Below are 24,355 nucleotides of genomic sequence, written 5' to 3'. Positions count from 1 at the left end.
GAACCAAAGATGAGTAGCGGACGTATCGTTCAAATCATCGGCGCCGTTATCGACGTGGAATTCCCGCGTGATCAAGTGCCGAATGTTTATGAAGCGCTGAAAGTAGTCGGCGCCGAAACCACTCTTGAAGTTCAGCAGCAGCTGGGCGACGGCGTGGTACGTACCATTGCAATGGGTTCGACTGAAGGCCTCAAGCGTGGCCTGAATGTCGGCAGCACTGGCGCAGGTATCCAGGTACCGGTTGGGGTGAAAACCCTGGGCCGTATCATGGACGTGCTGGGCAACCCAATCGACGAAGCTGGCCCGATTGGCGAAGAAGAGCGTTGGGGGATTCACCGTCCTGCGCCAACCTACGCCGAACAAGCTGGCTCGAATGAACTGTTGGAAACCGGCATCAAGGTTATCGACCTGGTTTGCCCGTTTGCCAAGGGCGGTAAAGTCGGTCTGTTCGGTGGTGCCGGTGTAGGCAAAACCGTAAACATGATGGAACTGATCCGTAACATCGCCATCGAGCACAGCGGTTATTCCGTGTTCGCCGGTGTGGGTGAGCGTACTCGTGAGGGTAACGACTTCTACCACGAGATGAAGGACTCCAACGTTCTCGACAAGGTAGCCCTGGTTTACGGTCAGATGAACGAGCCACCAGGCAACCGTCTGCGCGTAGCACTGACCGGCCTGACCATGGCCGAGAAGTTCCGTGACGAAGGCCGTGATGTTCTGTTCTTCGTGGACAACATCTACCGTTACACCCTGGCCGGTACTGAAGTATCCGCACTGCTAGGCCGTATGCCTTCCGCAGTGGGTTATCAGCCGACCCTGGCCGAAGAAATGGGCGTTCTGCAAGAGCGTATTACTTCGACCAAGACCGGTTCGATCACCTCGATCCAGGCCGTTTACGTACCTGCGGACGACCTGACCGACCCAAGCCCGGCGACCACCTTCGCCCACTTGGACGCCACCGTTGTACTGTCTCGTGACATCGCTTCCCTGGGTATCTACCCAGCGGTCGATCCACTCGACTCGACGTCGCGCCAGCTGGACCCGATGGTTATCGGCCAGGAGCACTACGACACTGCTCGCGGCGTGCAGTACGTACTGCAGCGCTACAAAGAGCTGAAGGACATCATCGCGATTCTGGGTATGGACGAACTGTCCGAAACAGACAAGCAGCTGGTATCCCGTGCTCGTAAGATCCAGCGCTTCCTGTCCCAGCCGTTCTTCGTGGCCGAAGTCTTCACCGGCTCGCCAGGTAAGTACGTTTCCCTGAAGGACACCATTGCCGGCTTCAGCGGCATTCTGAAAGGTGACTACGATCACCTGCCAGAGCAGGCGTTCTACATGGTTGGCAGCATCGAAGAAGCTGTTGAGAAAGCGAAGAAACTGTAATCACCCGTGCGCCCGGAAACGGGCGCTTACGGTCTGTTTATCCGCGTAGTAGTGTGTAAACAGATCGATACGTGAGGTTAGACATGGCTATGACAGTCCATTGCGACATCGTCAGCGCAGAAGGCGAGATCTTCTCCGGTCTGGTCGAGATGGTGATTGCGCACGGCAACCTGGGTGATATCGGTATCGCTCCAGGCCACGCGCCGCTGATCACCGACCTCAAACCGGGTCCGATTCGTCTGGTCAAGCTAGGTGGCGAAACCGAGGTGTTCTACATCTCCGGTGGCTTCCTCGAAGTTCAGCCGAGTGTGGTGAAAGTTCTCGCCGATACCGTGCAGCGTGCTGCCGATATCGATGAAGCTGCTGCTCAGGAAGCCCTTCGGGCTGCCGAGAATGCCTTGAATGAGAAGGGCGCGGAGTTCGATTACGGTTCCGCAGCCGCTCACCTGGCTGAGGTCGCGGCTCAGCTGCGTACCGTTCAGCAGTTGCGCAAGAAGTTCGGCGGTTAATTCCGACGCTTCATCGCAAACGAGTAAAAGGGTAGCCTTGGCTACCCTTTTTCTTTGCCTGCTGTTTTAGAACCTGCTTACGATCTGCTGCGGGTCGGCCCTACTGCGTTAAAAACAGGCTTGTAGGTCTCTAGCTCGCGAGCTCGTAAACACGTTCTTCGCAAGTAGCCCGGATAAATCCGGGACGATCACCCCCGGATTGCATCCGGGTTACTACAAGGATCTGCCCCCATGTCGCTCGATATCGTTATCCTCGCCGCCGGCCAAGGCACTCGCATGCGTTCCGCCTTGCCGAAAGTCCTGCACCCGGTTGCCGGCAAAGCCATGCTTGGCCATGTGATCGACACTGCCCGCCTGCTGAAACCGCAAGGCATTCATGTAGTGATTGGTCATGGCGCGGAATTGGTGCGCGAGCGACTCGCGGCGGATGACCTGAATTTCGTGCTGCAAAGCGAGCAACTCGGTACCGGCCATGCAGTAGCCCAGGCGCTGCCGGCCTTGAGCGCCGAGCGCGTGCTGATTCTCTATGGCGACGTGCCGCTGATCGAAGTTGAAACCCTGCAGCGCCTGCTGCAACAGGTCAGCGAGCAGCAGTTGGGGTTGCTGACGGTTAATCTGAACGACCCGACTGGCTACGGCCGCATCGTGCGCGATGAGCAGGGTGTGGTGAAGGCCATCGTCGAGCACAAGGATGCCAGTGCTGAGCAGCGTCTGATCAGTGAAGGCAACACCGGCATCCTCGCCGTACCGGGGAAAAAACTGGGTGACTGGCTCGGTCGTCTGTCTAACAGCAACGCCCAAGGCGAGTACTACCTGACTGACGTGATTGCGATGGCGGTAGCCGACGGCCTGGTAGTCGCCACTGAGCAGGCGGCTGACGAGATGGAAGTGCTGGGCGCTAACGACCGCATCCAGCTTTCGCAGCTGGAGCGTCACTACCAGTACCGAGCCGCACGCCGGCTGATGGTGCAGGGCGTGACCCTGATCGACCCGGCGCGTTTCGATCTGCGTGGTGAAGTGACGGCAGGCCGCGATGTATCGATCGATATCAACGTGATCCTCGAGGGCCAGGTCGTCATCGAAGATGGCGTGCAGATTGGTCCGAACTGCGTGATCAGAAACTCGATCCTGCGCAAAGGCGCCATCGTCAAAGCCAACAGCCATCTTGAAGGTGCCGAAGTGGGTGAGAGTGCCGATTGCGGCCCGTTTGCTCGTCTGCGTCCCGGTTCGGTGCTGGGCGCCAAGGCCCATGTGGGTAACTTCGTTGAACTGAAGAACGCCAAACTGGGTGAAGGCGCCAAGGCCGGCCACTTAAGCTACCTGGGCGATGCCGAAATCGGCGCGCGCAGCAATATCGGTGCCGGCACCATCACCTGCAATTACGATGGCGCCAACAAGTTCAAGACCGTGCTGGGTGAAGACGTGTTTATCGGCTCCAACAGCGCCCTGGTCGCCCCGGTAACTTTAGGCGACCGCGCCACCACCGGCGCCGGTTCGGTGATTACTGGTGATGTGCCGGATAACACCCTGGCCGTCGGCCGAGCCAAGCAGCGGAATATCGAAGGCTGGAAGCGCCCGACCAAGAAGACCTGATGGAGTTGGCAAGGATGCCTTTACGCAAACGCTGGATAATACCGGCGCTGTTTCTTATATGGGCCTTGCTCCCTGAGTGGCCGCAGATTCCAGTGCAGGGAGCCAGTGCCGGGGACTGGAATCCGCGCACCTTCTGGTTTGAACCCTGGGGCCGCTCGGGCGTGCACAAGGGCATCGACATCTTCGCCAAACTCGGCACGCCGGTGCGCTCCAGTAGCTATGGGGTGGTGCTGTTTCGCGGTGAAATCGCGCAGGGCGGCAAGGTGGTGGTCGCCCTGGGGCCGAAATGGCGCATTCATTATTACGCCCACCTGCAAAGCATCGACGCCTATCCAGGCCAACCGCTGCTGGCTGGCAGCCTACTGGGCACGGTTGGCGATACAGGTAACGCGCAAGGCAAACCGGCGCACTTGCATTACTCGATTGTCAGCCTGCTGCCGTTGCCTTGGCGGGCGGACGAGTCGACCCAAGGCTGGAAGAAGATGTTTTATCTGGACCCCAACCAGCTTCTGCAAGCCCGCTGAATTGGCCTGGACCTAGTTGCCCCTACATCGATTGCTGCTTGACGAAAAACTTCGTTTAGGTTTTGATTCGCGCCATTATCTTTCGAACCGAAACTTAGCATGTCGAAACGCAACACTCCGCAACGTCGCCACACCATTCTTGCCCTGCTCGCCGAGCAAGGCGAGGTGAGTGTGGATGAGTTGTCGAAAGCGTTCGCCACCTCGGAAGTGACCATTCGCAAAGACCTCGCCGCCCTGGAAAAGAGTGGCCTGCTGTTGCGTCGTTACGGCGGTGCGGTGCCCATGCCGCAGGAGCTTATCAGCGATATCCAACCGATCTCCCAGTACAAGCAGGCCATCGCCCGCGCCGGTGTGGCGCGCATTCGCGAACATGCGCGGATCATCATCGACAGCGGCACCACCACTGCGGCGATGATTCCGCAACTCGGCCATAAGCCCGGCCTGGTGGTGATGACTAATTCGCTGAACGTCGCCCGCGCCATTAGCGAGCTGGAGCACGAGCCAGTGTTGCTGATGACCGGCGGTACCTGGGACCCGCATTCCGAGTCTTTCCAGGGCCAGGTCGCCGAGCAGGTGCTGCGCTCTTACGACTTCGACCAGCTGTTTATTGGCGCCGATGGCATCGACCTAAACCGTGGCACCACCACCTTCAATGAATTGCTCGGGCTAAGCCGAGTGATGGCCGGTGTGGCCCGCGAAGTGGTGGTGATGGTCGAGAGCGACAAGATCGGCCGCAAGATTCCTAACCTGGAGCTGCCCTGGAGCGGCATCCATACCCTGATAACCGACGAACGCCTCAGCCCTGAGGCTCGTGAACAATTGACCGAGCGCGGCATCAAGCTGATCTGCGCGGCTGTTGAAGCTTAAGGAGAAGATTATGTGTGGCATCGTAGGCGCAGTCGCCGAACGCAATATCACCGCTGTGCTGGTTGAAGGCCTCAAGCGCCTGGAATACCGCGGCTACGACAGCGCCGGCGTGGCACTGCTGACTGATCATAACGGTCTTGACCGTCGCCGCCGTGTCGGCAAGGTCAGCGAGCTGGAAAGCGCCTTGAGCGAGGAGCCGCTGGCCGGCCGCTTGGGCATCGCCCACACCCGCTGGGCCACCCACGGCGCACCGAGCGAGCGTAACGCCCACCCGCATTTCTCCAGCCATGATCTGGCGGTGGTGCACAACGGCATTATCGAGAACCACGAAGAACTGCGCGCCCAGCTCAAGGGCCTGGGCTATGTGTTCAGCTCCGATACCGACACGGAAGTGATCGTGCACCTGCTCGACCACAAGCTGAAAACTCAGCCGGATCTGACCGCAGCGTTGAAAGAGGCGGTCAAGGAACTGCACGGTGCCTACGGCCTGGCGGTGATAAGCGCCAAGCAGCCGGATCGCCTGCTCGCCGCCCGCAGCGGTAGCCCGCTGGTGATCGGTCTGGGCCTGGGCGAGAACTTCCTCGCCTCCGACCAGTTGGCCCTGCGCCAGGTAACCGACCGCTTTATGTACCTGGAAGAAGGCGATATCGCCGAGATCCAGCGCGAGAGCGTGCAGATCTGGAGCGTCGACGGCCAGCCGGTGACGCGCGAAAGCGTGCAATACCACGAAGGTGCGGAAGCCGCCGACAAGGGCGAGTACCGCCACTTTATGCTCAAGGAAATCTTTGAGCAGCCCAAGGTCGTGCAACGCACCCTGGAAGGCCGTCTGGGCACTGACCACGTACTGGTTCAGGCCTTCGGCCCGCAAGCCGCCGAGCTGTTCGCCAAGGTGCGCAACGTGCAGATCGTCGCCTGCGGCACCAGTTACCATGCCGGTATGGTCGCGCGTTACTGGCTGGAAGGTCTGGCCGGGATTCCTTGCCAGATCGAAGTGGCCAGCGAGTTCCGCTACCGCAAGGTGGTGGTGCAGCCCGACACCCTGTTTGTCAGCATCTCCCAGTCCGGCGAAACCGCCGACACCCTGGCTGCCCTGCGCAACGCCAAGGAAAATGCGCCGGAGAAGGGCGGCTACCTGGCCAGCCTGGCCATCTGCAACGTTGGTATCAGCTCGCTGGTGCGTGAATCCGATCTGACCCTGCTGACCCAGGCCGGCCCGGAAATCGGCGTGGCCTCGACCAAAGCCTTCACCACCCAGCTGGTCGCGCTGATGCTGCTGACCCTGTCCCTCGGCCAGGTGCGTGGCACTCTGGATAAAGGTCTGGAAGCCGAGCTGGTCGATGAACTGCGTCGCCTGCCAACCCGTCTTGGCGAAGCCCTGGCCATGGACAGCGTGGTCGAGAAAGTCTCCGAGCTGTTCGCCGAGAAGCACCACAGCCTGTTCCTCGGCCGTGGCGCGCAGTACCCGGTGGCGATGGAAGGCGCGCTCAAGCTCAAGGAAATTTCCTATATCCACGCCGAGGCCTACCCGGCCGGCGAGCTTAAGCACGGCCCATTGGCGCTGGTGGACAGCGATATGCCGGTGGTCACCGTGGCGCCGAACAACGAGCTGCTGGAAAAGCTCAAATCCAACCTGCAGGAAGTGCGCGCCCGTGGCGGTGAGCTGGTGGTGTTTGCCGACGAGCAGGCCGGCATGAGCAATGGCGAGGGCACCCACGTCGTGAACATGCCGCATATCCACGACGCCCTGGCGCCTATCCTCTACACCATTCCGCTGCAGCTGCTGTCCTACTACGTCGCCGTGCTCAAGGGCACCGACGTCGACCAGCCGCGTAACTTGGCCAAGAGCGTAACGGTTGAGTAAGCAGGAGCCAGCTAATGCGGCGTGAAGATATACAGAGCAAGCAGGCGCAGGGCGTGCTCTTTGATACTCACATCATTGCCAACCCGGCCAATATTCGGGAATGGATCGTGCTGTTGAAGAAAGGCGCGGGCACCAGCTTCTTTCTGGTCGATGACCAGGAGCAGGTGGAGTCCTTCGCCGATCTCAATGGCTTGATCGAAGAGCTGCGTCTACTCGGCATCAAGGCTGCGGAGATTCATCTCTAAGCTAGTCGTCCGCTGACCGGAACAGGTGCCGATGCTCGGCGTTGTACAGCGCCGAGTCGGCAAACTGTTCGGCGTGCAGCACGCGGCCGACGAGAATCAGCGCGGTGCGGCGAAAGCCCTTGGCGCGCACCTGTTCCTCGATGGTGGCCAGGGTGCCGCTGACCCAATCCTGATCCGGCCAGCTGGCGCGATGGACCACGGCAATCGGGCAATCCGCGCCGTAATGCGGCAGCAGCTCAGTGACGATCTTGCTCAGGTGCACCACACCCAGGTGGATGGCCATGGTCGCACCGTGGCGGGCCAAGTCGCCCAGCGCCTCGCCCTCGGGCATGTTCGACTTGCTCGCATAGCGGGTAAGAATCAGCGTCTGTGACACCTCGGGCAGGGTCAGTTCGCTTTCCAGCAGGGCGGCGCACGCCGCTGTGGCGGTGACCCCGGGGATGATCTCGAAGGCAATGCCCAGCCGGCGCAGGTGGCGGATCTGTTCGCCAATCGCGCCATACAGCGACGGGTCGCCGGAGTGTACGCGGGCCACATCCTGGCCTTTGTTGTGGGCCTGGCGGATCAGCGCGATGATTTCATCCAGATGCAGTTCGGCGGTGTTGATCACCAGTTCGGCGCTATGGCCCTGCAGTACTGCCTCGGGCACCAGCGAGCCGGCGTAGAGAATCATTGGGCAGCTGCGCAGTAGGCGCTGGCCTTTGACGGTAATCAGCTCGGGGTCGCCGGGGCCGGCGCCGATAAAGTAAACGGTCATGACACATCCTTGGGTGCAATCGACGCCAGGGCGCAGGTGGCGCTGGCGTTGCGGGTTTTTTCGCCGAGCAGGCGGGCAGCATTGCCGCTCATAAGCGTGGCCAGGGCCAGGGCGCTGGGTTCGGCGACGGCCGGGCTGCCGGTGGCGGCCAGGGTAAGCGGCGAGCCTTGCACGAGGTGCTGATATGGCTGCAGTTCTTCAGCACTAAAGCAGCTCAGCTGCAGACCGAGGCGCTGGGCCAGTGCCAGCAGACCCGGCTCGCTCTGTTTATGCGCGACGCTGGCCAATCCCACCAAGTTATCCACAGTCAGGTCATGTGCTTGCAGGCTGTGCAGCAGCAGACTGAACACGTCCTCCACGCTGCAGCCACTGCGGCAACCCAGCCCGGCGACTACCTGAATGGTGGCAGCGGGGTGGCGAGGGGTGTGGCTGGGGATCATCTGCGGCGCTCGGTGTGTGCGGCGGCGTAGCTCAACATGGCGGCCGGCACCGGTCAACCGCGATTGACCGGCCGCCATGGCCTGCGTAGCCTTGTCGCGTTCGAGGTTCTTCGTGGGCATGCCCATGAAGCTAAGAGGGAACAGGGTGAATGCCCTGGCTGCCCCCGCAACTGTAAACGACTCGTACCCTTGCGTTGTTCTGCCGCCCAAGCGCTGCAGCACAACAGCCACTGCGTCAGCGCGGGAAGGCGAAGGGATTAGCCGGCGTATCTACGCCAGCCCGGTCGTGAGCCAGGAGACCTGCCTCGTCACGCTTTCGACAACCGGGCGGGGTGATCCGGTGGTGTTGGCTGACGCCCCGTGGCTGTCATGTCTGTGCCGCCTGCCTGCTCGTCTTTCTTTCGACGCCATGCAGGACTCGCCATGCAAACCCTCGCCAAACTCCCCGTCACCATCGTTACCGGCTTTCTCGGCGCCGGCAAAACCACCCTGTTGCGTCATCTGCTGACCCATGCGGAGGGACGGCGTATCGCGGTGATCGTCAACGAGTTTGGCGAGCTGGGCATCGACGGCGAAATCCTCAAGCAGTGCTCCATCGGTTGCAGCGAAGAAGAAGCCAACGGCCGTATCTTCGAGCTGGCCAACGGCTGCCTGTGCTGCACCGTGCAGGAAGAGTTCTTCCCGGTGATGCGCGAGCTGGTGGCGCGCCGCGGCGAGCTGGACCATATCCTGATTGAAACCTCCGGCCTGGCCCTGCCCAAGCCGCTGGTACAAGCCTTTAACTGGCCGGAAATCCGCAACGCCTGCACTGTCGATGCGGTGATCACCGTGGTCGACAGCCCGGCCGTGGCCGCCGGCACCTTCGCCGCATTCCCCGAGCAGGTCGACGCGCAGCGCAAGCTCGACCCCAATCTGGATCACGAATCGCCGCTGCATGAGCTGTTCGCCGACCAGCTGGCCAGTGCCGACCTGGTAATCCTCAACAAGGCCGACCTGCTCGATGCCGCCGCCCTGGCTGCGGTGCGCACTGAAGTGGCGGAAGAGCTGCCGCCGGCGGTGAAAGTTATCGAAGCCCATGGCGGCGAGCTGCCGCTGGACGTGCTGCTGGGCCTGAACTGCGAGACCGAACTGCACATCGATGGGCGCAAGACCCACCATGATCTGGAAGGCCATGAAGACCACGATCACGACGAGTTCGCCTCGTTCCACGTGGAACTGCCTGAAGCCGAGGAAACCCATCTGCTGCAAGCGCTGAAGGAGGCGGTCAGCAAACACGGCATCCTGCGCATCAAGGGCTTTGCGGCGATTCCCGGCAAACCGATGCGTCTGCTGCTGCAGGGCGTCGGTCAACGTTTCGACAAACACTTCGACCGCGCCTGGCAGGCCGATGAGCCGCGCATCACCCGCCTGGTGGTGATTGGCCAGACCCTGGATCAGGCCGCCATCGAAGCCGAGCTCAACGCCGCGCTGGCAGGCTAAGCCCACATGCACCTGCTGCGCACCCAGCCCGGCAGCCAGCTGCCGCTCGACAGCATTGCCGATCTCGGCCAGACCCCGGCCGAGCTGGTGATTCTCTGTACCGGCGATTCGCACCTGTCGCTGCTGGCCGAAGCGGCGCGCCAGTTGCCGGCGGATTACCCCAGTCTGCGTCTGGCCAGCCCGGCGCAGCTGAGCAATCACGCCTCGGTGGATCTCTACGTCGAGCAGGTGCTGCAGCACGCCAAGGTCATCCTGATTTCCGTGCACGGCGGCGTCAGCTATTGGCGCTACGGCATCGAGCGCCTGGTCGAACTGGCCGAGCGCGGTGCACGGGTGATCATGGTGCCGGGCGACGACAGCCCTGATCCCGAGCTGATGGGCCTAAGCAATGTCGATAGCGAGAGCGCCCACAGGCTCTGGCAGTTTCTGCGTCAGGGCGGCGCGGGTAATGCGCTGCAACTGTTTAACTGCATCGCCAGCCAGTGGCTGCAGCGTGACTATGCCTGGGTAGAACCGCAGCCGCTGCCGCGTGTGGGCCTGTATCACCCGCAGTTGGCCAATCCAAGCCTGGCCGATTGGCAAGCCAGCTGGCAGGCCGATGCGCCTGTGGCGGCGTTGCTGTTCTACCGCACCCAGGTGCAGGCGGCGAATACCGGGTTTATCGATCAGTTTTGCCAACGCATGCAGGCCCAGGGCCTTAATCCACTGCCGATTGCCGTGGCCAGCCTCAAGGAGGCCGCCTGCCTGGCCCAGGTCGAAACCTGGCTGGACGACACCGGCACGGCGCTGATCATCAACACCACCGCGTTCGCCTTATCCAACCCGGAAGCACCGAGCGAGCGACCTTTCCGTCGCGATATCCCGGTGCTGCAAGCCATTTGCTCGCTGGATAACCATGAGCAGTGGCAAGCCAATGCCCAAGGCCTGGGTTCGCGCGACCTGGCCATGCATGTCGTGCTGCCCGAGCTGGACGGCCGCTTGATCACCCAGCCGATCAGCTTCAAGGGCTTGGCCTGGCGCAGCGAGCGCAGTCAGAGCGATGTGGTGTGTTACCAGCCGCATTTGGCGGGGATGGATTTTGTCGTTGAGCTGGCGCGCAACTGGATTGCTCTGGCGCGCAAACACAACGCCGACAAACGCATCGCCCTGGTGCTGGCCAACTACCCGACCCGCGACGGGCGCATCGGCAACGGCGTCGGCCTGGACACCCCGGCGGCGGCGCTAAATATCCTCCGCGCAATCGAACAGCAGGGCTATCCGGTGGAGGGCTTGCCCGACAGCGGCACCGCGCTGATCCACCAGCTGCTCGGCGGCGTGACCAATGATCTGGAGATGCTCGACGCGCGGCCCTGCGCGCAGAGCCTGGCGCTGGACGACTACCTGGCGTTCTTCCACAGCCTGCCGGCGGCCAACCGGCAGGCTGTGCGTGAACGCTGGGGCGGACCGGAACGTGATCCGATGTTCCGAGGAGGGCGGTTGATGATCGCCGGCCTGCGCTTCGGCCTGACCTTTGTCGGCATCCAGCCGGCGCGTGGTTATCAGCTGGATGCAGCGGCGGTATATCACGACCCCGATCTGGTGCCGCCGCACGGCTACCTGGCGTTCTACTGCTGGCTGCGCCGAGCCTTTGCTTGCGACGCGGTGATCCACGTCGGCAAGCACGGCAATCTGGAATGGCTGCCGGGCAAGAGCGTCGGCTTGTCCGAGCAGTGCTGGCCGAGCGCGATTCTCGGCCCGCTGCCGAATATCTACCCGTTTATCGTCAACGATCCGGGCGAGGGCGCGCAGGCCAAGCGGCGTACCCAGGCAGTGATCATCGACCACCTGATGCCGCCACTGACGCGCGCTGAAAGCTACGGCCCGCTGCGGGATCTGGAACGTCTGGCCGACGAGTATTACGAGGCCAGCCAGCTCGACCTGCGCCGCGCTGCCGAGTTGCGCGGCGAGATTCTGCTCAAGGTGCGCGAGGCCAGCCTGGATCGCGAACTGGGCCTGCAGCTCAACGAAGACCCCAACAGCTGGCTGCCGCAGCTCGACGCCTACCTGTGTGATTTGAAGGAATCGCAGATCCGCGATGGCCTGCATGTATTCGGCGAATCGCCCGCCGGCAGCCTGCGCCGCGACACCTTGCTGGCGTTGCTGCGCATTCCCCGTGGCGACGGCCAGGGCGGCAACGCCAGCCTGCTGCGCGCCTTGGCCAGCGATCTGCAGCTGGCCTTCGACCCGCTCGACTGCGAAATGGCCGCGCCCTGGCTGGGCCCGCGCCCGGTCGTGTTGCAGAGCCTGAGCGATGACAGCTGGCGCAGCGCTGGCGATACCCGTGAACGCTTGGAACTGCTGGCCTTGCAGCTGATTGGCGCGGCAGATTTTGAATCCGTTGGTGCGGAAAGCACCCAGGTGCTGCAGCGTTTGCGTGAGCAGATCGCACCGCTGCTGGATGCTTGTGGCGATGCAGAAATGCACGGCTTGCTCGCGGCGTTGAACGGGCGTTTTGTGCCAGCCGGGCCGAGTGGCGCGCCAAGTCGCGGGCGGCTGGATGTGCTGCCCACCGGGCGCAACTTCTACAGCGTCGATGTGCGCAACTTGCCCACGCCGACCGCTTGGCGTATCGGCATGCAGGCAGCGGATCGGTTGCTGGAGCGGCATCTGCAGGACAACGGCGACCACCTGCGTCAGCTTGGCCTGTCGATGTGGGGCACCGCGACCATGCGCACCGGCGGCGACGATATGGCCCAGGCCCTGGCACTGATGGGCGTGCGCCCGGTGTGGCAAGCCGGCAGTCAGCGTGTCGAGCGTTTCGAGGTATTGCCGCTGGCGCAACTCGGCCGCCCGCGGGTGGACGTGACCCTGCGCGTGTCCGGCTTCTTCCGCGATGCCTTTAGCAACCTGATCCGCCTGTTCGATGATGCGGTGCAGGCGGTGGTCGATCTCGATGAGCCGGAAGATATGAACCCGCTGTCGGCGCGGGTCTGGCGTGAATCCCTGACCTTGCAGGACAGCGGCCTGGATGAACACGAGGCACGTAAGCAGGCCGGTTGGCGGGTGTTTGGCTCCAAGCCGGGGGCCTATGGCGCGGGCGTGCAGAACGCCATCGAAGAACGCCTGTGGCAAACCCGCGGGGATCTGGCCGAGGTCTACCTGAACTGGGGCGGCTACGCCTACGGCAGCCACAGCGAGGGCACCCCGGCGCGCGCGCAGTTCGCCGAGCGCCTGGAGCAGATGCAGGCGGTGCTGCACAACCAGGACAACCGCGAGCACGACATTCTCGACTCCAACGATTACTACCAGTTCCAGGGCGGCATGCTCGCCGCCGTGGAAACCCTGCGTGGCGCCAAGGTGGCCAGCTACCACGGTGACAACAGCCAGCCCGATACGCCGCGCATCCGCACCTTGAAGGAAGAGCTAAACCGGGTGGTGCGCGCCCGCGCTGCCAACCCCAAGTGGATCGACGGCATGAAGCGCCACGGCTACAAGGGTGCGTTCGAGCTGGCGGCGACCATCGACTATTTGTTCGCCTTCGACGCCACCAGTGAGCTGGTCGACGACCACCAGTACGCGCTGCTCACCGATGCCTATTTACTCGACAAAAGCACCCGCGATTTTATCCAGCAGCACAACCCCGGCGCTTTGCAGGACATCCTCGAACGTCTGCTCGAAGCCCAGCAACGCGGCCTCTGGCAGCACCCCGGCGAGTACCGCGAAGCCTTGGAAAATCTGCTGATTGATAGCGAGGAGGGTGTGTGAAAGAAACACTGGCCCGAATACGAGTCTGGTGGAAACGCCCGATTACCCGACGTGATCGGGTTCGTTCGGCCGGCATCGGTGCCATGGCTGGCATCTGGATCGGCTTGCTGGCGTTCATTCTGTTTGACGGTGGGCCGGCGAGCCTCACAGAGCTGGGTATCTGGGTTTTGTTTGGTGCAATAAGCTGCGCCGGATTGGCTGCCTTGTTTCCCCGGGTTCTTGGGATCGTCCTGTTTCCACTGAGCATATTTGGTATCGGCAACTGAACATGGCGCACAACGGACCGGCTGTGGGAGGGGCTTTCGGCTCTGGCGTCCTGCTTCGCTCTACCTCCTGCATCCATGCAGTCGTAGCCGCGAGCTTGTCGCTGCTGAAGCGTCTCCCACTGCAAATGCATGAGCCCGTAACCCGGATGCCATCCGGGCTACGCTCTGGAAAACCTGCTGATCGACAGCGAAGAATCGTAGGGTGGATGGCGCTTTAACCATCCACCAAAACACCGCCATGGTGGACGAGAAAAGCGTCGTCCACCCTACGCAAACCAGATGGACTGCAACCATGACCGATAGCCACTTCCCCCTCGCAGCCGTGGTCGCAGCCGATGACCTGAAACTCGCGTTGTGCCTGGCGGCCATCGATCCGGCCATCGGCGGCGTGCTGATCGAGGGGCCGCGCGGTATGGCCAAATCGACTCTGGCCCGTGGCCTGGTCGATCTGCTGGCCAGCGGCACCTTTGTCACCTTGCCGCTGGGCGCGAGCGAGGAGCGCATCGTCGGTACCCTCGATCTGGATGCCGCGCTGGGCGAGGGCCGCGCGCAGTTTTCTCCCGGTTTGCTGGCCAAGGCCAATGGCGGCGTGCTGTATGTCGATGAGGTCAATCTGCTGCCCGATCATCTGGTCGACCTGCTGCTGGATGCCGCCGCCAGCGGGGTCAACCATATCGAGCGCGACGGCATCTCCCACCGACATGCGGCGCGTTTTGTGCTGATCGGCACCATGAACGGCGAGGAGGGCGAGCTGCGCCCGCAACTGCTCGACCGCTTCGGCCTTAACCTGGCCCTGGACGCCCAGCCGCAACCGGCTCAGCGCGCCGAAATCGTTCGCCGCCGGCTGGCTTTCGATGCCGATCCGCAGGCCTTTCTGCAGCGCTGGCAAACCCAGCAGGATGAGCTGCGTGAGTGCTGTCAAAACGCCCGTGCGCGGCTGATGGCTATTCCCCTGGATAACGACGCCCTGGAGCAGATCAGCCAGCGTTGCTTCGCCGCCGCCGTCGATGGCCTGCGTGCCGATCTGGTCTGGCTGCGCGCCGCCCGAGCGCATGCCGCCTGGCGCGGTGCCGCACACATTGAGGCGGTGGATATCGATGCGGTGGAAGACTTCGTGCTGCGTCACCGCCGCCGGCATAGTCCGCCGCCTGCCGCGCAGCCGCCACAATCTCAGCCTGAATCACCGCCCAGCAACAGCGCACCCAGCGAGCAGCCGCAAGGCGAAGGTCAATGGGGCGAGTTACCCGCCCAGGCGCAAAGCCTTGGCGTACGGCGTGAACCGCCGCGCTGGGCAAAAAAGCCCTAGGCATCCGCCCGCGCACAGCCCCAGGCGCGGATGCCCGGGCCGCTCCCGGAAAATTAGGCGGTGGTCGTAATGGCGCCAGTCGCAGTGGTGCTACGGGCCGTATCGATTGGCCGGCGAGCCTGCTTAAAGGCCGCCCGCGTACTCGGCAGGATCTCGTGCTGCGTCCGCGCAGCGCCAAGCCGGCGGAACTCTGGCTGGTAATAGTCGATGCCTCGGCCTCGACCCGCCGCCATGGCGCGCTAAGCAAAGCCAAAGGCTTGCTCAGTGAGGTATTCGAGCAGGCGCGCCGGCAACGCGCGCGCCTGGCTTTGCTGCACGCCACCGGCCGCCAGGCGCAATGGTTGTGGCAAGGGCAGAAAGCCTCCCAGGCATTGCAGCAGTGGCTGGCCGAGCTGGGTGCGGGCGGCGGCACGCCGCTGTTTGATGCTTTACAACAGGCTGCCGACTGGCAGGCGCGGCGTCAGCGCCTGCACCCGGCCGAGCGTCAGCGTTTGTTGATCATCACCGATGGCCGTTTACGCGACTGGCCGGCGTTAACCCCGAGTGCCTGCCCGGCGCTGCTGGTGGATATCGAAAGCGCGCCGATCCGCCTGGGCCGCGCGCGCCAATTGGCCACTGAGCTGGGCGCCGACTACCGCCATATTGATTCGCTGCCGGTGATCGCCGGCAGCCTGGAGACCGCCTTATGAAAACCCTGTTGATTATCGGCATCGGTGCCGGCGACCCGGACTACCTGACGGTGCAGGCGATCAACGCGCTGAACCGCACGGACGTGTTCTTTCTGATGGACAAGGGCAGTGCCAAGGACAGCCTTATCGGCCTGCGCAAGACCATCTGCGAGCGCTTTATCCAGGGTCGCGACTACCGCTTTGCCAGCGCCGACTGCCCGGAGCGGGTGCGCGATGTGCCGGACTATCGCGGCAGTGTGGTCGATCTGAATCAGGACAAACAGCAGGTGTTCGAAGGCATGATTCGCGAGCAGATGCGCGACGGCGAAACCGGCGCCTTTCTGGTCTGGGGCGACCCGGCGCTGTACGACAGCACCCTGCGCATCGTCGAACAGATCGTGGCCAACAGCAGCGAACAGATCGAGTACGAAGTGATCCCCGGCATCACCAGCCTGCAAGCCCTGGCGGCCAAGCATAAGGTCTGCTTTAACAGCATCGGTCAGGCCTTCCAGATCACCCCGGCGCGCCGCCTGGCAGAAGGCGGTTTTCCCGAGGGCGTGGACAGCGTGCTGGTGATGCTCGACGCCCAGGACACCTACCAGCGCTTTGTCGGCCAGCCGATGCAGATCTACTGGGGCGCCTATATTGGCACCCCGGACGAAGTGCTGATCGCTGGGCCGCTGAGTGAAGTCGCCGACACCATCCGCACCCGCCGCGCCGAATTGCGCGAACTGCATGGCTGGATTATGGATAGTTATTTGCTGCGCAAGAACGCTTCGTAGGGTGGATGACGCTTTATCCATCCACCATCGGCATGACCCTAAGGTGGATAAAAAAGCATTGTCCACCCTACTTGCTGATTTTTCCCCATCGGAACATACCAACTTCAAAGCCTTGATCAGGCGCCGAGAGCTTTTTCTTTTGAGTCCCTTTCCCAGGCTCACTGGCTAGTTGATGATGGAGCTCCACTGGGGAGGGTGGCTCCATGAAAATAATCCAAACGATCTGCTTGGCTCTGGCTGCGTCATCACTGACCGGTTGTATGATCGCTGCTGTAAATGGGATGGTGGCTGACGCTTACACCAGTGCTGAAACACCTGAGAGCCTTGGCATTGCACCTGCTAATTATCGAGGAAAAAGCTGCCTAGAGCTTGCTGTAGACCGAGAGAATGCAGAGTATTTGAGCAATCATATTGGTGAGTATCAAGACTACGTTCAGAAGCAAGGCCGGTGGGCCAAAGCATCTGTTGAGCAGGTGGAAAGAGAGACAGGATGTCTACCAGGTACGACGGGGCAGCAGGCCGGTGTCATTGATTACGTCTTAAAGCACCCTGAGTCATTGAAAGAACTTGAGCTGAAACTACCTCCTGGTGGGCTGGAGTACATCAAGGCAGGGGGTAAGCTGCCCGCGAACACTTCTTCAACGCCCACAATTTCACCTGTTCCGCCGCCAGCATCAGCGCCTCAGACTGTCGGATCACGATGGGGGGCCACTACACCGGAAGGGTTGCCGCAGACCTCACTGGATCAATGGATAGCGAAAGAAACACCGGAGAATTATCAGGGGCGATCCTGCGAGTACCTTCAGCGGGCCTTTGCCTTGAGCGAGAGCATGGAGGCATCCGCAGAGATTGAAGTTAGAACCTGGGGGGCTAGCAAGAAAAGAGTCATCAGCGGAGTGCTGGCAGGCAGAGAGTGCCCTGCGTTTAGTCCACCTATTGGCGGAAGGCTGGGGGCCGTCATCGGTCCTATAGACCCCATAAAAGCCGCTCGACTAGGAATGCCATTCACTGGGTCCTCCATTGAGCAAGTAGTGCCCAGCAGTCCCGCTGAGCATGCTGGGCTCAAGTTTGCCGACGTAGTGGTCGCTGTCGGGACTACCCCAATCAGCGATCACATAGAGCTACTTATTGCGCTGAGTAAGATTTCGCCGGGATCCACTGCGTTGCTAAAGGTTTGGCGAAAAGGTGCCTATGTCAATGTGCCCGTCATGCTTGGTTCCCCCGCTATTAGTCAGGCCGACTTGCAGAGCGCCACTGCGAAGTCAGTTGCGTCAGGCCTCAAGGAGTACTGTTACATCTACATGGCCTCGGATGCTTATGAGGTGAATCCGGACGTGCTATCTCTGGTTTTCCAGGACTCGCAGGCGAATGGTTCGCAAGGTAGCCAGGTGGCGACGATCAAGAAATTCCATCAGAAAGTGGCTCAAATGCAGCCAGGGGTCTGGCGCGACTACAAGGTGAATGATCTGCTGTGTCATTCATCAAGCGGCCATTGCTCCGTAACGGCAAGCGGTATGTTCGGTCCCAAGCAAACCACGACACTTCGGTGTTTCGATTCTCTTGATGCCGCTACGTCGGCGCTCTCAAGTGACCGGTCAGCTGATCCAACAGCAAAAGTAATCCAGCCGTAGTCCAGTTCAAAAAGCCCAGCCAAGTGCTGGGCTTTTTGGTTATGCCATTTTCGATATACCTACTCTTCCCTAGGCGTGGCTGATTAATAACAGCTAGTAGGATGGGTTGAGCGCAGCGATACCCATGCTGCTGCCAGCCCATCATTTGTGAACCACTAACGCTCTGATGGGTACCGCCGGCTTCGGCTTTTGTGGTTACTGGCAGTCAAAACCGTGCTGGCTGCGGTAGTACTCCACCTGTTCGGGTGGCATGTCTTTAAACAGCGCACAGATGGTGAAGCTACCGACCTGGCGGTCGTTCTTCAGGTAGCCCCAGTCGGTGATTTGTTCGCGGGTAAAGCGCAGTTGCTGGCCCCAGGTCACGCTTTTGACGATGCGCGGCTCGTTGGCCACGGTGCCGATAAAACCCTGCTCAAGCGCGTGGAAGGGCGTGATCCAGAAGGTTTCTATACCGTTGCTGTCTTCGGCCATGACCTGAACCTTGTAGTCACGGGTATTGGCGGGCGGTTTGGCGGCCAGTGCGAGGAAATCGGTCAGGCCTGCCTGGGCCTGGCGCACGGCAGCAGAGACGGCCGGGTTCTGCCGGTCAGAGGTGACCACTTCATTGGTGTCGCGCGCGGTGGCGTGAAACGCAGTCAGGCCAAGAGCGAGCAAAGGAAAAATAACAAAGGGGCGCATGTTGATTCCTTTCGTTAGTAGCTTGCCTGCTGCTCTGTGGCTTCTAGTTCTGAGTCCGGACATTGAGCTGTTCCGTCGATCATTTGCCGCTTGCCCCAGTTTTCCAGGCGGGTGTACCAAGGTAAATCGCTGTCATCCAGTCGCTCCTTTGCCTCTTCACTGCCGTTGCTGGCTGCCCGTTCCAGCCACAGTTGCTGCTGGTCGCGATTGACCGGTACGCCACTGCCGGTGCTGTAGGCCTCGCTGAGGCTGAATTGCGCGGGGGCATGGTTGCTTTGCGCGGCTTTGCAGATCCAGTAAAGCGCTTTGCTGTCGTCGCTGCTGAAGTGCATGGCGCGCTCATCGCCGCTGGCGGCAAACTCCACACCGCTGTCACGGCTCCAGTACAGCTCACCCAGCAGGTATTGGCTTTGGATGTCGCCCTGGTCGGCCGCTTGTTCAAACCAGTGCATGGCTTGGTAGCGCTCATCCTGATCACCTGGGTTGTCCAGATAGTCGATGCCCAGTTCAACCTGAGCCTGGGTAAAACCTTGTTCGGCTGCCTGGTTCAGCCAGCGTTTGCGCTCGGAGTCGTCGCCCGGTAGGAGTTTGTCGCGGTAGAGCATGGCAATTTCAAATGCCGCGCGGCTGACCCCTTGCTCGGCGGCTTTGGCGTACCAGCGTTCACTCTCGGCGTAGCGTTGCTGGGTGTAAAACTGGTAGCCCATGTTGAACTGGGCGCAGGCATCGCCGGCATGCGCCCGCTGGGCATGGTCCAGGATGTTGGCTTCGTCTGATTGATCAATCGTCACCGGACATTGCTTGATCGCTGCCTGACTGGTGAGTGCGCAGAGCAGCAAGGTGTTGGCGAGCAGCGTGGCGGTAAGGGCGTGGGTACGTAGCATGCCAATCATCCTTGATGAGGTAACCCGAGCCTGATGCGGCCGGGGTTGATAAACAGTGACGGCCACCTTAGTGACTCACCGTTAAACAAGACAAGTTATGCCTGCCCAGGCTGTCGATCAATCGTCTTTTGGCAGGGCTGCCGAGCGCTGTGGTGCCGATCTATATCTGTGGATAACTCCGCGGTGTATACACCCACTCCCCACCCTCGGCACGCGGAAAGCGGCAGGTTTGGCTGGAGCCGATAATCACCAGGGTGCGCATATCGACCATCTCTGGCGTGAGTTCGCCGAGGGTAAGGCTGCGCAGGGTTTCGCCGGGGCGGCCGATATCGCGGCCCAGTACCACCAAGGTTTCTGGCGTGCGTTGTTGGCGGATGATCTCCAGCGCACTGCCGAGCTGCCAGGGGCGGGCTTTGGAGATGGGGTTGTAGAAGGCCATCACCAGGTCGGCGGCGGCGGCGTGGGCCAGGCGCTTTTCGATAATCGCCCAGGGTTTGAGGTTGTCCGACAGGGAGATCAGGCAGAAGTCGTGGCCCAGCGGTGCGCCGGCTTTGGCGGCGGTGGCAAGCGCAGCGGAAACGCCGGGGAATACCTGTAGATCGACGCGCTGCCATTCGGCGTCGGTGGATTCGTGCAGCGCTTCCAGCACAGCGGCGGCCATGGCGAATACGCCGGGGTCGCCGGACGACACCACCACCACGCGGCGACCGCTGGCGGCCAACTCGAAGGCATGGCGGGCGCGCTGCATTTCCTCGCGGTTATCGGTGCAGTGGCGCACCTGCTCCGGGCGCAGCGGGCCGGCCATATTGATATAGGTTTCGTAGCCGAGCAGGTCTTGCGCTTCATCCATAGCCTGGCGTGCGGCGGGCACCATAAATTCGGCAGCACCGGGGCCGAGGCCGATCACCGTGAGGCGGCCACGGGGGCGGCCGAGGTTTGCGGCGTCTATAGGCGCGGCGGCCAGCAGCAGGCGCAGATTGGCGTGCTGGCTATGCAGCGGCGGCAGTTGCTGGGTGTCATCGATAAAGCGCAGCGGTAGTTTGAGTTGCGCGGCGGCGCTGTGCAGTTCGGCATTGGCCATCAGCGCTGGTGCGGCCAGTAGGCAGGCCAGGCTTTGCACGGCAAAGCCGCTTGTTTGAAGCGCCTGTCGCAGTTCGCTCAGTAAATCGACGCTGGCGTGTTCGACCCATACGGCCACCTGCTGCGGGTGGATCAGCAGTTCATCAGTATTCGCGGCGCGGCTATGGGGGCTGATATGGATCACCCGTGCCGCGTCGTCAGTTACCGGCAGTTTGGCCTGAGCCAGCCAGGGCGCGTCGCCTTCGATGCGCACCGCCTGGCCGCCGAGCAGGTCGCTGACAAAGCCTTTGCCTTGCTCAAGGTCGGCCAGCACATAGCCGGCTGGCGGCTCCAGCAGGCAGGTGCCAAAGCGCAGTTCGCCGCTGGTGGTGATCGCCGCGCTGACCTGTAGATGCGCGGCAATCTCCCGCGCCATACGGTTGACCCCACCGAGTCCACCGAGCAGCGGCACCACGGCGCTGCCATCTTCGGCCACGGCCAGTACCGGCGGCTCGCTGTCTTTCTCGCCCAGCACTGCGGCCAGGCTGCGAATCACGATGCCGGCGGCGCACAGTACGATCAGCGGCGTACCGGCGCGATACAGCGCGCGCAGGTTGTCGCCGAAGTCTTCATACGTCCGCTCAACGTCCGCCACCCGGCTGTGCAGGCCGTGAATCTCGGCCTGTGGATAAAGTGCCTGGATGCGCCGCGCGCAAGTCAGGGCAGAGGGGCCGAGGATAATGATGGCGGGGGAGTGGTTCATGCGGGTTCCATCTGTGCCGTGTGTAGGTTGGGTAGGGTGGATGACGCTTTTTTCATCCACCATCGCGGTTGGTGGATGGGTAAAGCGTCATCCACCCTACGGCCGTGTTAACCGCGCCATTTCTCGCCGGGAATCACGATCATCGAGAAATAAGGCGATGACATCGGCTCCACTTCATCCAGCGGCACGATGCGTTGGTTGCCCATGGTCGCGCGCTCGACGTAGTGAGCGCGCTGGTCGATGCCCAGCTCCTGCAGCACGCGGCGGACTTTCTCGAAGTTGCGCCCCAGCTTCATCACCACGGCGGCTTCGGCGTCCTGCAGGCGCTGCTTGAGTTCATCTTCCGGCAGCACGCCGGAGAGCACGCTTAAGCTCTGGTTGCGGTACACCAGCGGGGTGCCGAGCACCGAGGCGCAGCCGAGCATGGAGCACACGCCGGGCACCACTTCCACCTGGTACTGCGCGGCCAGGCGGTCGTGCAGGTACATATAGGAGCCGTAGAAAAACGGGTCGCCTTCACAGATCACCGCCACATCGCGGCCGGCGTCGAGCTGGGCGGCGATCTGCACCGCACAGGTGTCGTAGAAATCGCTGATCACATCTTCATAGCTCAGCGGCGCGGCGAGCTTTTCCGTGGTCACCGGATACACCAGCGGCAGGCGCTGCTGAGTGTCGGTCAGGTGCGCCTCGATAATGCCGAAGGCGTTGCCGCCATGGCCTTTGTTGGCTTTAGCCTTGGCCACAAAGTAGCCGACCACCGCTGCCGATTGCAGCAGGCGCAGGGCCTTGAGGGTGATCAGCTCCGGGTCGCCGGGGCCAACGCCGATGCCGAGTAGACGGCCTTTTTGCACAGTCATCACTCCACCTCCGTGGCCAGGGCGTTGACCGCCGCCACCGCCATGGCGCTGCCGCCACGGCGGCCACGGACGATCACATAGGGCACGCCACGGCTGTCGGCGGCCAGGGCGTCCTTGGATTCCGCAGCGCCGATAAAGCCCACCGGCATGCCGATAATCAGCGCCGGTTTTGGCGCGCCGGCGTCGAGCATTTCCAGTAGATAAAACAGTGCGGTGGGGGCGTTGCCGATCACCACCACGCTGCCTTCCAGATGCTCGCGCCAATGTTCCAATGCGACTGCCGAACGGGTATTGCCCAGTGCGCGGGCCTGCTCAATCACACCATCGTTATGCAGGGTGCAGATCACCGGGTTATTCGCGGCCAGGCGCGGGCGGGTGATGCCTTCGGCGACCATCCGCGCATCGCAGAGAATCGCCGCGCCCTTGGCCAGGGCGGCGCGGCCGGCAGCGCCGGCACCCGGGGAGAAGCGCAGGTCCTGCACCACATCGACCATGCCGCAGGCGTGGATAACCCGTACGGCGAGCTTTTCCAGGTCTGCTGGGATCGCCGACAGGTCGGCCTCGGCGCGGATGGTGGCAAACGACTGGCGGTAGATTTCCTGGCCATCGCGGATGTACTCAAGCATCGCTGTTTCCTGTTGCGCAGTGGGCGGCGAACCAGTCGCCGGCCTCGTCGATAGTCATGGCGCTGGCCAGCAGTTGGCCGAAACCGGCCGCCTCGGGCGTGCGTTGATAAAGCTGGTAATGCCCGGCGCTGCTGGCCAGCAAGGTAAAGGGCGCGGTGTGCGCGGCGGCGCAGGAGCGCGGGCAGGCGCTCAGGTGCACCTGCGGTCGTGCTGTGCTCGCGCGCAGGCGCTTGGCGAGCTGTAGAGCATCGGCCTTGCTGCCGGCCAGACCTTTGCCGCAGGCGGCTGAGCCGGTGCAGGCGATCAGATTGCTTAACGGGTCGTTGGCATCGATCAGCAGGCCGAGTTCGGCCAGTTTGTGCAGTAATTTTTCTGCCGAGTGCTTGGGGATATTCGGTAGCAGCAGACCTTGCCAGGGCGTCAGGCGCAGGCTGGCATCGCCATGGTGCTCAGCCAGTTCGGCCAGTGCTTTGAGTTGCGCGGCGTCGACCCGGCCTAGGCGCGTGGCGGTAGCGACCATGCACAGGCCGTTCTGCTGCTGTGGATAAATGCCAATGGGCGCGCGTTGGCTGACCGGCGCGCGCTGCCAGTCGGTAGGGGTCGCTTGTACGGCAAAGGGCAGGCACGTTTGTAGCTGTTGCAGCAGCTGGCTGGGCGTCATCACACCGAGCAGCTGGCGCATCCGGCTGTGTTCGCTCCCAGCCAGATCGAGGAACAGCCTGAGCAGTTGCTCCACCAGCGGCACGGCCTGCTCTGCGTCGATCACACCCAGCGGCTTGTCAGTCGGGCAGCCGGCCAGGCCAAACGCCAGTCGTGCCGGCGAGCCGGGCAGGGCGCTAAGCCAGATATCGTGGGGGTGTTCGAGCATCGCCAGGGCTTCGCCGCCGTCCAGCTGCAGGGCGAATTTGGCTGACAAGCCATGCAGCGCCGGGGTGTTTTGCAGCAGCTCAAGCAGCGCGGCGGCCAGCGGGCGGGTGTCGAGCAGGGCCTGCGGGTCGAAGCCGGCGGCGGGGCTGAGCAGCAGGTTGCGCACATCGTCAGCGGCCGGGTTGCTCGGGCCAAGGCCGGCGGCGAGCAGCCGTTCGATCAACTCAGTCTGCTGGCCAGCCAATACGCCACGAATCTGCAGATTGCTGCGGTTGGTCAGCTCCAGCACGCCACTGGCGCAGCGCTCAGCAGCCTCGGCGATGGCCCGTGCCTGTTGGCTGCTGAGCACGCCGCCGGCCAGCTTGACCCGGCAGATGCCACCGTCCAGCGCCTGAACGATACGCAGCAGGCCGGGGCACGCGCTAGGGCGTGGGTCGGGCAGGTCGGCGGAGGTTGGACGGTCGCGCAAAAAGGTCACCAACAACAAAGACGCGGCGACCGAACCAGCGAAATCCGCCCACAGGGGATTTCATGGCATCGGTACACCCCGCCCGATGTTGGCA

General features: G+C 62.3%; 22 protein-coding genes and 1 riboswitch. Of the genes, 14 read left to right on the top strand and 8 right to left on the bottom strand.

Annotation, left to right across the window (positions count from 1 at the left end):
• Positions 1-9: 9 nt before the first annotated feature.
• The 7 genes from atpD to AACY25_RS19540 all read left to right on the top strand — a co-directional run bounded on the left by atpD (position 10) and on the right by AACY25_RS19540 (position 6,985).
• Entirely contained in the window at positions 10-1,386 is a 1,377-nt protein-coding gene (atpD, locus tag AACY25_RS19570) for a F0F1 ATP synthase subunit beta (protein WP_274088528.1), read from the top strand.
• An 83-nt stretch (positions 1,387-1,469) separates the two neighbouring features.
• Positions 1,470-1,895, top strand: coding sequence for a F0F1 ATP synthase subunit epsilon (locus tag AACY25_RS19565; protein ID WP_090254171.1), 426 nt, complete (start codon positions 1,470-1,472; stop codon positions 1,893-1,895).
• 231 nt (positions 1,896-2,126) lie between these two features.
• Complete coding sequence (gene glmU / locus AACY25_RS19560; protein WP_339526890.1) at positions 2,127-3,488, top strand: bifunctional UDP-N-acetylglucosamine diphosphorylase/glucosamine-1-phosphate N-acetyltransferase GlmU; 1,362 nt, start codon at positions 2,127-2,129, stop codon at positions 3,486-3,488.
• A 14-nt stretch (positions 3,489-3,502) separates the two neighbouring features.
• Positions 3,503-4,012 carry a M23 family metallopeptidase gene (locus AACY25_RS19555; protein ID WP_339526888.1) on the top strand — a complete coding sequence of 170 codons (510 nt, stop codon included), beginning with the start codon at positions 3,503-3,505 and terminating at the stop codon, positions 4,010-4,012.
• A 99-nt stretch (positions 4,013-4,111) separates the two neighbouring features.
• Entirely contained in the window at positions 4,112-4,879 is a 768-nt protein-coding gene (locus AACY25_RS19550; protein WP_339526886.1) for a DeoR/GlpR family DNA-binding transcription regulator, read from the top strand.
• Positions 4,880-4,889: 10 nt separating this feature from the next.
• Positions 4,890-6,740: a glutamine--fructose-6-phosphate transaminase (isomerizing) gene (gene glmS / locus AACY25_RS19545; protein WP_339526884.1), complete on the top strand. Its 1,851-nt coding sequence runs from the start codon at positions 4,890-4,892 to the stop codon at positions 6,738-6,740.
• Between the two features lie 14 nt (positions 6,741-6,754).
• A complete protein-coding gene (locus tag AACY25_RS19540; RefSeq protein ID WP_339526883.1) occupies positions 6,755-6,985 on the top strand; it encodes a hypothetical protein in 231 nt (76 codons plus the stop codon).
• A gap of 1 nt (position 6,986) precedes the next feature.
• Here AACY25_RS19540 and cobM read toward each other — a convergent pair whose 3' ends face one another.
• On the bottom strand, positions 6,987-7,742 hold the full coding sequence (gene cobM, locus AACY25_RS19535) for a precorrin-4 C(11)-methyltransferase (RefSeq protein WP_339526882.1): 756 nt from the start codon (positions 7,740-7,742) through the stop codon (positions 6,987-6,989).
• Positions 7,739-8,302 (bottom strand): cobalamin biosynthesis protein, encoded by a 564-nt coding sequence (locus tag AACY25_RS19530; RefSeq protein ID WP_339526880.1) that lies wholly within the window; start codon positions 8,300-8,302, stop codon positions 7,739-7,741. Before AACY25_RS19530 ends, cobM begins: the two co-directional genes overlap by 4 nt.
• Positions 8,269-8,505, top strand: a riboswitch (cobalamin riboswitch). Its footprint overlaps the gene before it by 34 nt.
• Before the next feature lie 100 nt (positions 8,506-8,605).
• On the opposite strand from AACY25_RS19530, the gene cobW reads away from it, so the two are divergent.
• From cobW to AACY25_RS19495, 7 genes are all read left to right on the top strand, one after another.
• Positions 8,606-9,661 carry a cobalamin biosynthesis protein CobW gene (gene cobW / locus AACY25_RS19525; RefSeq protein ID WP_339526879.1) on the top strand — a complete coding sequence of 352 codons (1,056 nt, stop codon included), beginning with the start codon at positions 8,606-8,608 and terminating at the stop codon, positions 9,659-9,661.
• A 6-nt stretch (positions 9,662-9,667) separates the two neighbouring features.
• Positions 9,668-13,405 (top strand): cobaltochelatase subunit CobN, encoded by a 3,738-nt coding sequence (gene cobN / locus AACY25_RS19520; RefSeq protein WP_339526877.1) that lies wholly within the window; start codon positions 9,668-9,670, stop codon positions 13,403-13,405.
• Positions 13,402-13,671: a hypothetical protein gene (locus AACY25_RS19515; protein WP_160013923.1), complete on the top strand. Its 270-nt coding sequence runs from the start codon at positions 13,402-13,404 to the stop codon at positions 13,669-13,671. Before cobN ends, AACY25_RS19515 begins: the two co-directional genes overlap by 4 nt.
• Before the next feature lie 292 nt (positions 13,672-13,963).
• Positions 13,964-14,977: an ATP-binding protein gene (locus AACY25_RS19510; RefSeq protein ID WP_445262170.1), complete on the top strand. Its 1,014-nt coding sequence runs from the start codon at positions 13,964-13,966 to the stop codon at positions 14,975-14,977.
• Positions 14,959-15,666, top strand: coding sequence for a vWA domain-containing protein (locus AACY25_RS19505; protein WP_339527015.1), 708 nt, complete (start codon positions 14,959-14,961; stop codon positions 15,664-15,666). Before AACY25_RS19510 ends, AACY25_RS19505 begins: the two co-directional genes overlap by 19 nt.
• A complete protein-coding gene (gene cobF / locus AACY25_RS19500; RefSeq protein WP_339526876.1) occupies positions 15,663-16,427 on the top strand; it encodes a precorrin-6A synthase (deacetylating) in 765 nt (254 codons plus the stop codon). The genes AACY25_RS19505 and cobF overlap by 4 nt, the downstream gene beginning before the upstream one ends.
• Positions 16,428-16,630: 203 nt before the next feature.
• On the top strand, positions 16,631-18,058 hold the full coding sequence (locus tag AACY25_RS19495) for a PDZ domain-containing protein (RefSeq protein ID WP_339526875.1): 1,428 nt from the start codon (positions 16,631-16,633) through the stop codon (positions 18,056-18,058).
• 195 nt (positions 18,059-18,253) lie between these two features.
• Here the strand turns inward: AACY25_RS19495 and AACY25_RS19490 are convergent, their stop codons facing one another.
• The 6 genes from AACY25_RS19490 to cobG form a co-directional block, all read right to left on the bottom strand.
• Positions 18,254-18,736: a YegJ family protein gene (locus AACY25_RS19490; RefSeq protein ID WP_339526874.1), complete on the bottom strand. Its 483-nt coding sequence runs from the start codon at positions 18,734-18,736 to the stop codon at positions 18,254-18,256.
• 14 nt (positions 18,737-18,750) lie between these two features.
• Positions 18,751-19,620, bottom strand: a complete 870-nt coding sequence (locus tag AACY25_RS19485; RefSeq protein WP_339526872.1) for a tetratricopeptide repeat protein — start codon at positions 19,618-19,620, stop codon at positions 18,751-18,753.
• Positions 19,621-19,780: 160 nt separating this feature from the next.
• Entirely contained in the window at positions 19,781-21,442 is a 1,662-nt protein-coding gene (gene cobJ / locus AACY25_RS19480; RefSeq protein ID WP_339526870.1) for a precorrin-3B C(17)-methyltransferase, read from the bottom strand.
• Between the two features lie 107 nt (positions 21,443-21,549).
• Positions 21,550-22,302, bottom strand: a complete 753-nt coding sequence (locus tag AACY25_RS19475; protein WP_339526868.1) for a precorrin-2 C(20)-methyltransferase — start codon at positions 22,300-22,302, stop codon at positions 21,550-21,552.
• A complete protein-coding gene (locus AACY25_RS19470) occupies positions 22,299-22,925 on the bottom strand; it encodes a precorrin-8X methylmutase (RefSeq protein WP_090251038.1) in 627 nt (208 codons plus the stop codon). The genes AACY25_RS19475 and AACY25_RS19470 overlap by 4 nt, the downstream gene beginning before the upstream one ends.
• Positions 22,918-24,261, bottom strand: coding sequence for a precorrin-3B synthase (cobG, locus tag AACY25_RS19465; protein ID WP_339526865.1), 1,344 nt, complete (start codon positions 24,259-24,261; stop codon positions 22,918-22,920). Before cobG ends, AACY25_RS19470 begins: the two co-directional genes overlap by 8 nt.
• Positions 24,262-24,355 lie beyond the last annotated feature (94 nt).

Origin of the sequence: Pseudomonas sp. EA_35y_Pfl2_R111, from assembly GCF_963970955.1 — a bacterium.
Taxonomy (GTDB): Bacteria; Pseudomonadota; Gammaproteobacteria; order Pseudomonadales; family Pseudomonadaceae; genus Aquipseudomonas.
The sequence above is the reverse complement of the archived record's forward strand: the minus strand, read 5'-3'. Positions and strand labels throughout refer to the sequence as shown.

What these genes read in the sequence shown, in the direction of transcription:
- atpD (WP_274088528.1), top strand. Translation starts at nt 10, where the DNA reads ATGAGTAGCGGACGTATCGTTCAAATCATCGGCGCCGTTATCGACGTG.
- AACY25_RS19565 (WP_090254171.1), top strand. Translation starts at nt 1,470, where the DNA reads ATGGCTATGACAGTCCATTGCGACATCGTCAGCGCAGAAGGCGAGATC.
- glmU (WP_339526890.1), top strand. Translation starts at nt 2,127, where the DNA reads ATGTCGCTCGATATCGTTATCCTCGCCGCCGGCCAAGGCACTCGCATG.
- AACY25_RS19555 (WP_339526888.1), top strand. Translation starts at nt 3,503, where the DNA reads ATGCCTTTACGCAAACGCTGGATAATACCGGCGCTGTTTCTTATATGG.
- AACY25_RS19550 (WP_339526886.1), top strand. Translation starts at nt 4,112, where the DNA reads ATGTCGAAACGCAACACTCCGCAACGTCGCCACACCATTCTTGCCCTG.
- glmS (WP_339526884.1), top strand. Translation starts at nt 4,890, where the DNA reads ATGTGTGGCATCGTAGGCGCAGTCGCCGAACGCAATATCACCGCTGTG.
- AACY25_RS19540 (WP_339526883.1), top strand. Translation starts at nt 6,755, where the DNA reads ATGCGGCGTGAAGATATACAGAGCAAGCAGGCGCAGGGCGTGCTCTTT.
- cobM (WP_339526882.1), bottom strand. Translation starts at nt 7,742, where the DNA reads ATGACCGTTTACTTTATCGGCGCCGGCCCCGGCGACCCCGAGCTGATT.
- AACY25_RS19530 (WP_339526880.1), bottom strand. Translation starts at nt 8,302, where the DNA reads ATGCCCACGAAGAACCTCGAACGCGACAAGGCTACGCAGGCCATGGCG.
- cobW (WP_339526879.1), top strand. Translation starts at nt 8,606, where the DNA reads ATGCAAACCCTCGCCAAACTCCCCGTCACCATCGTTACCGGCTTTCTC.
- cobN (WP_339526877.1), top strand. Translation starts at nt 9,668, where the DNA reads ATGCACCTGCTGCGCACCCAGCCCGGCAGCCAGCTGCCGCTCGACAGC.
- AACY25_RS19510 (WP_445262170.1), top strand. Translation starts at nt 13,964, where the DNA reads ATGACCGATAGCCACTTCCCCCTCGCAGCCGTGGTCGCAGCCGATGAC.
- cobF (WP_339526876.1), top strand. Translation starts at nt 15,663, where the DNA reads ATGAAAACCCTGTTGATTATCGGCATCGGTGCCGGCGACCCGGACTAC.
- AACY25_RS19495 (WP_339526875.1), top strand. Translation starts at nt 16,631, where the DNA reads ATGAAAATAATCCAAACGATCTGCTTGGCTCTGGCTGCGTCATCACTG.
- AACY25_RS19490 (WP_339526874.1), bottom strand. Translation starts at nt 18,736, where the DNA reads ATGCGCCCCTTTGTTATTTTTCCTTTGCTCGCTCTTGGCCTGACTGCG.
- AACY25_RS19485 (WP_339526872.1), bottom strand. Translation starts at nt 19,620, where the DNA reads ATGCTACGTACCCACGCCCTTACCGCCACGCTGCTCGCCAACACCTTG.
- cobJ (WP_339526870.1), bottom strand. Translation starts at nt 21,442, where the DNA reads ATGAACCACTCCCCCGCCATCATTATCCTCGGCCCCTCTGCCCTGACT.
- AACY25_RS19470 (WP_090251038.1), bottom strand. Translation starts at nt 22,925, where the DNA reads ATGCTTGAGTACATCCGCGATGGCCAGGAAATCTACCGCCAGTCGTTT.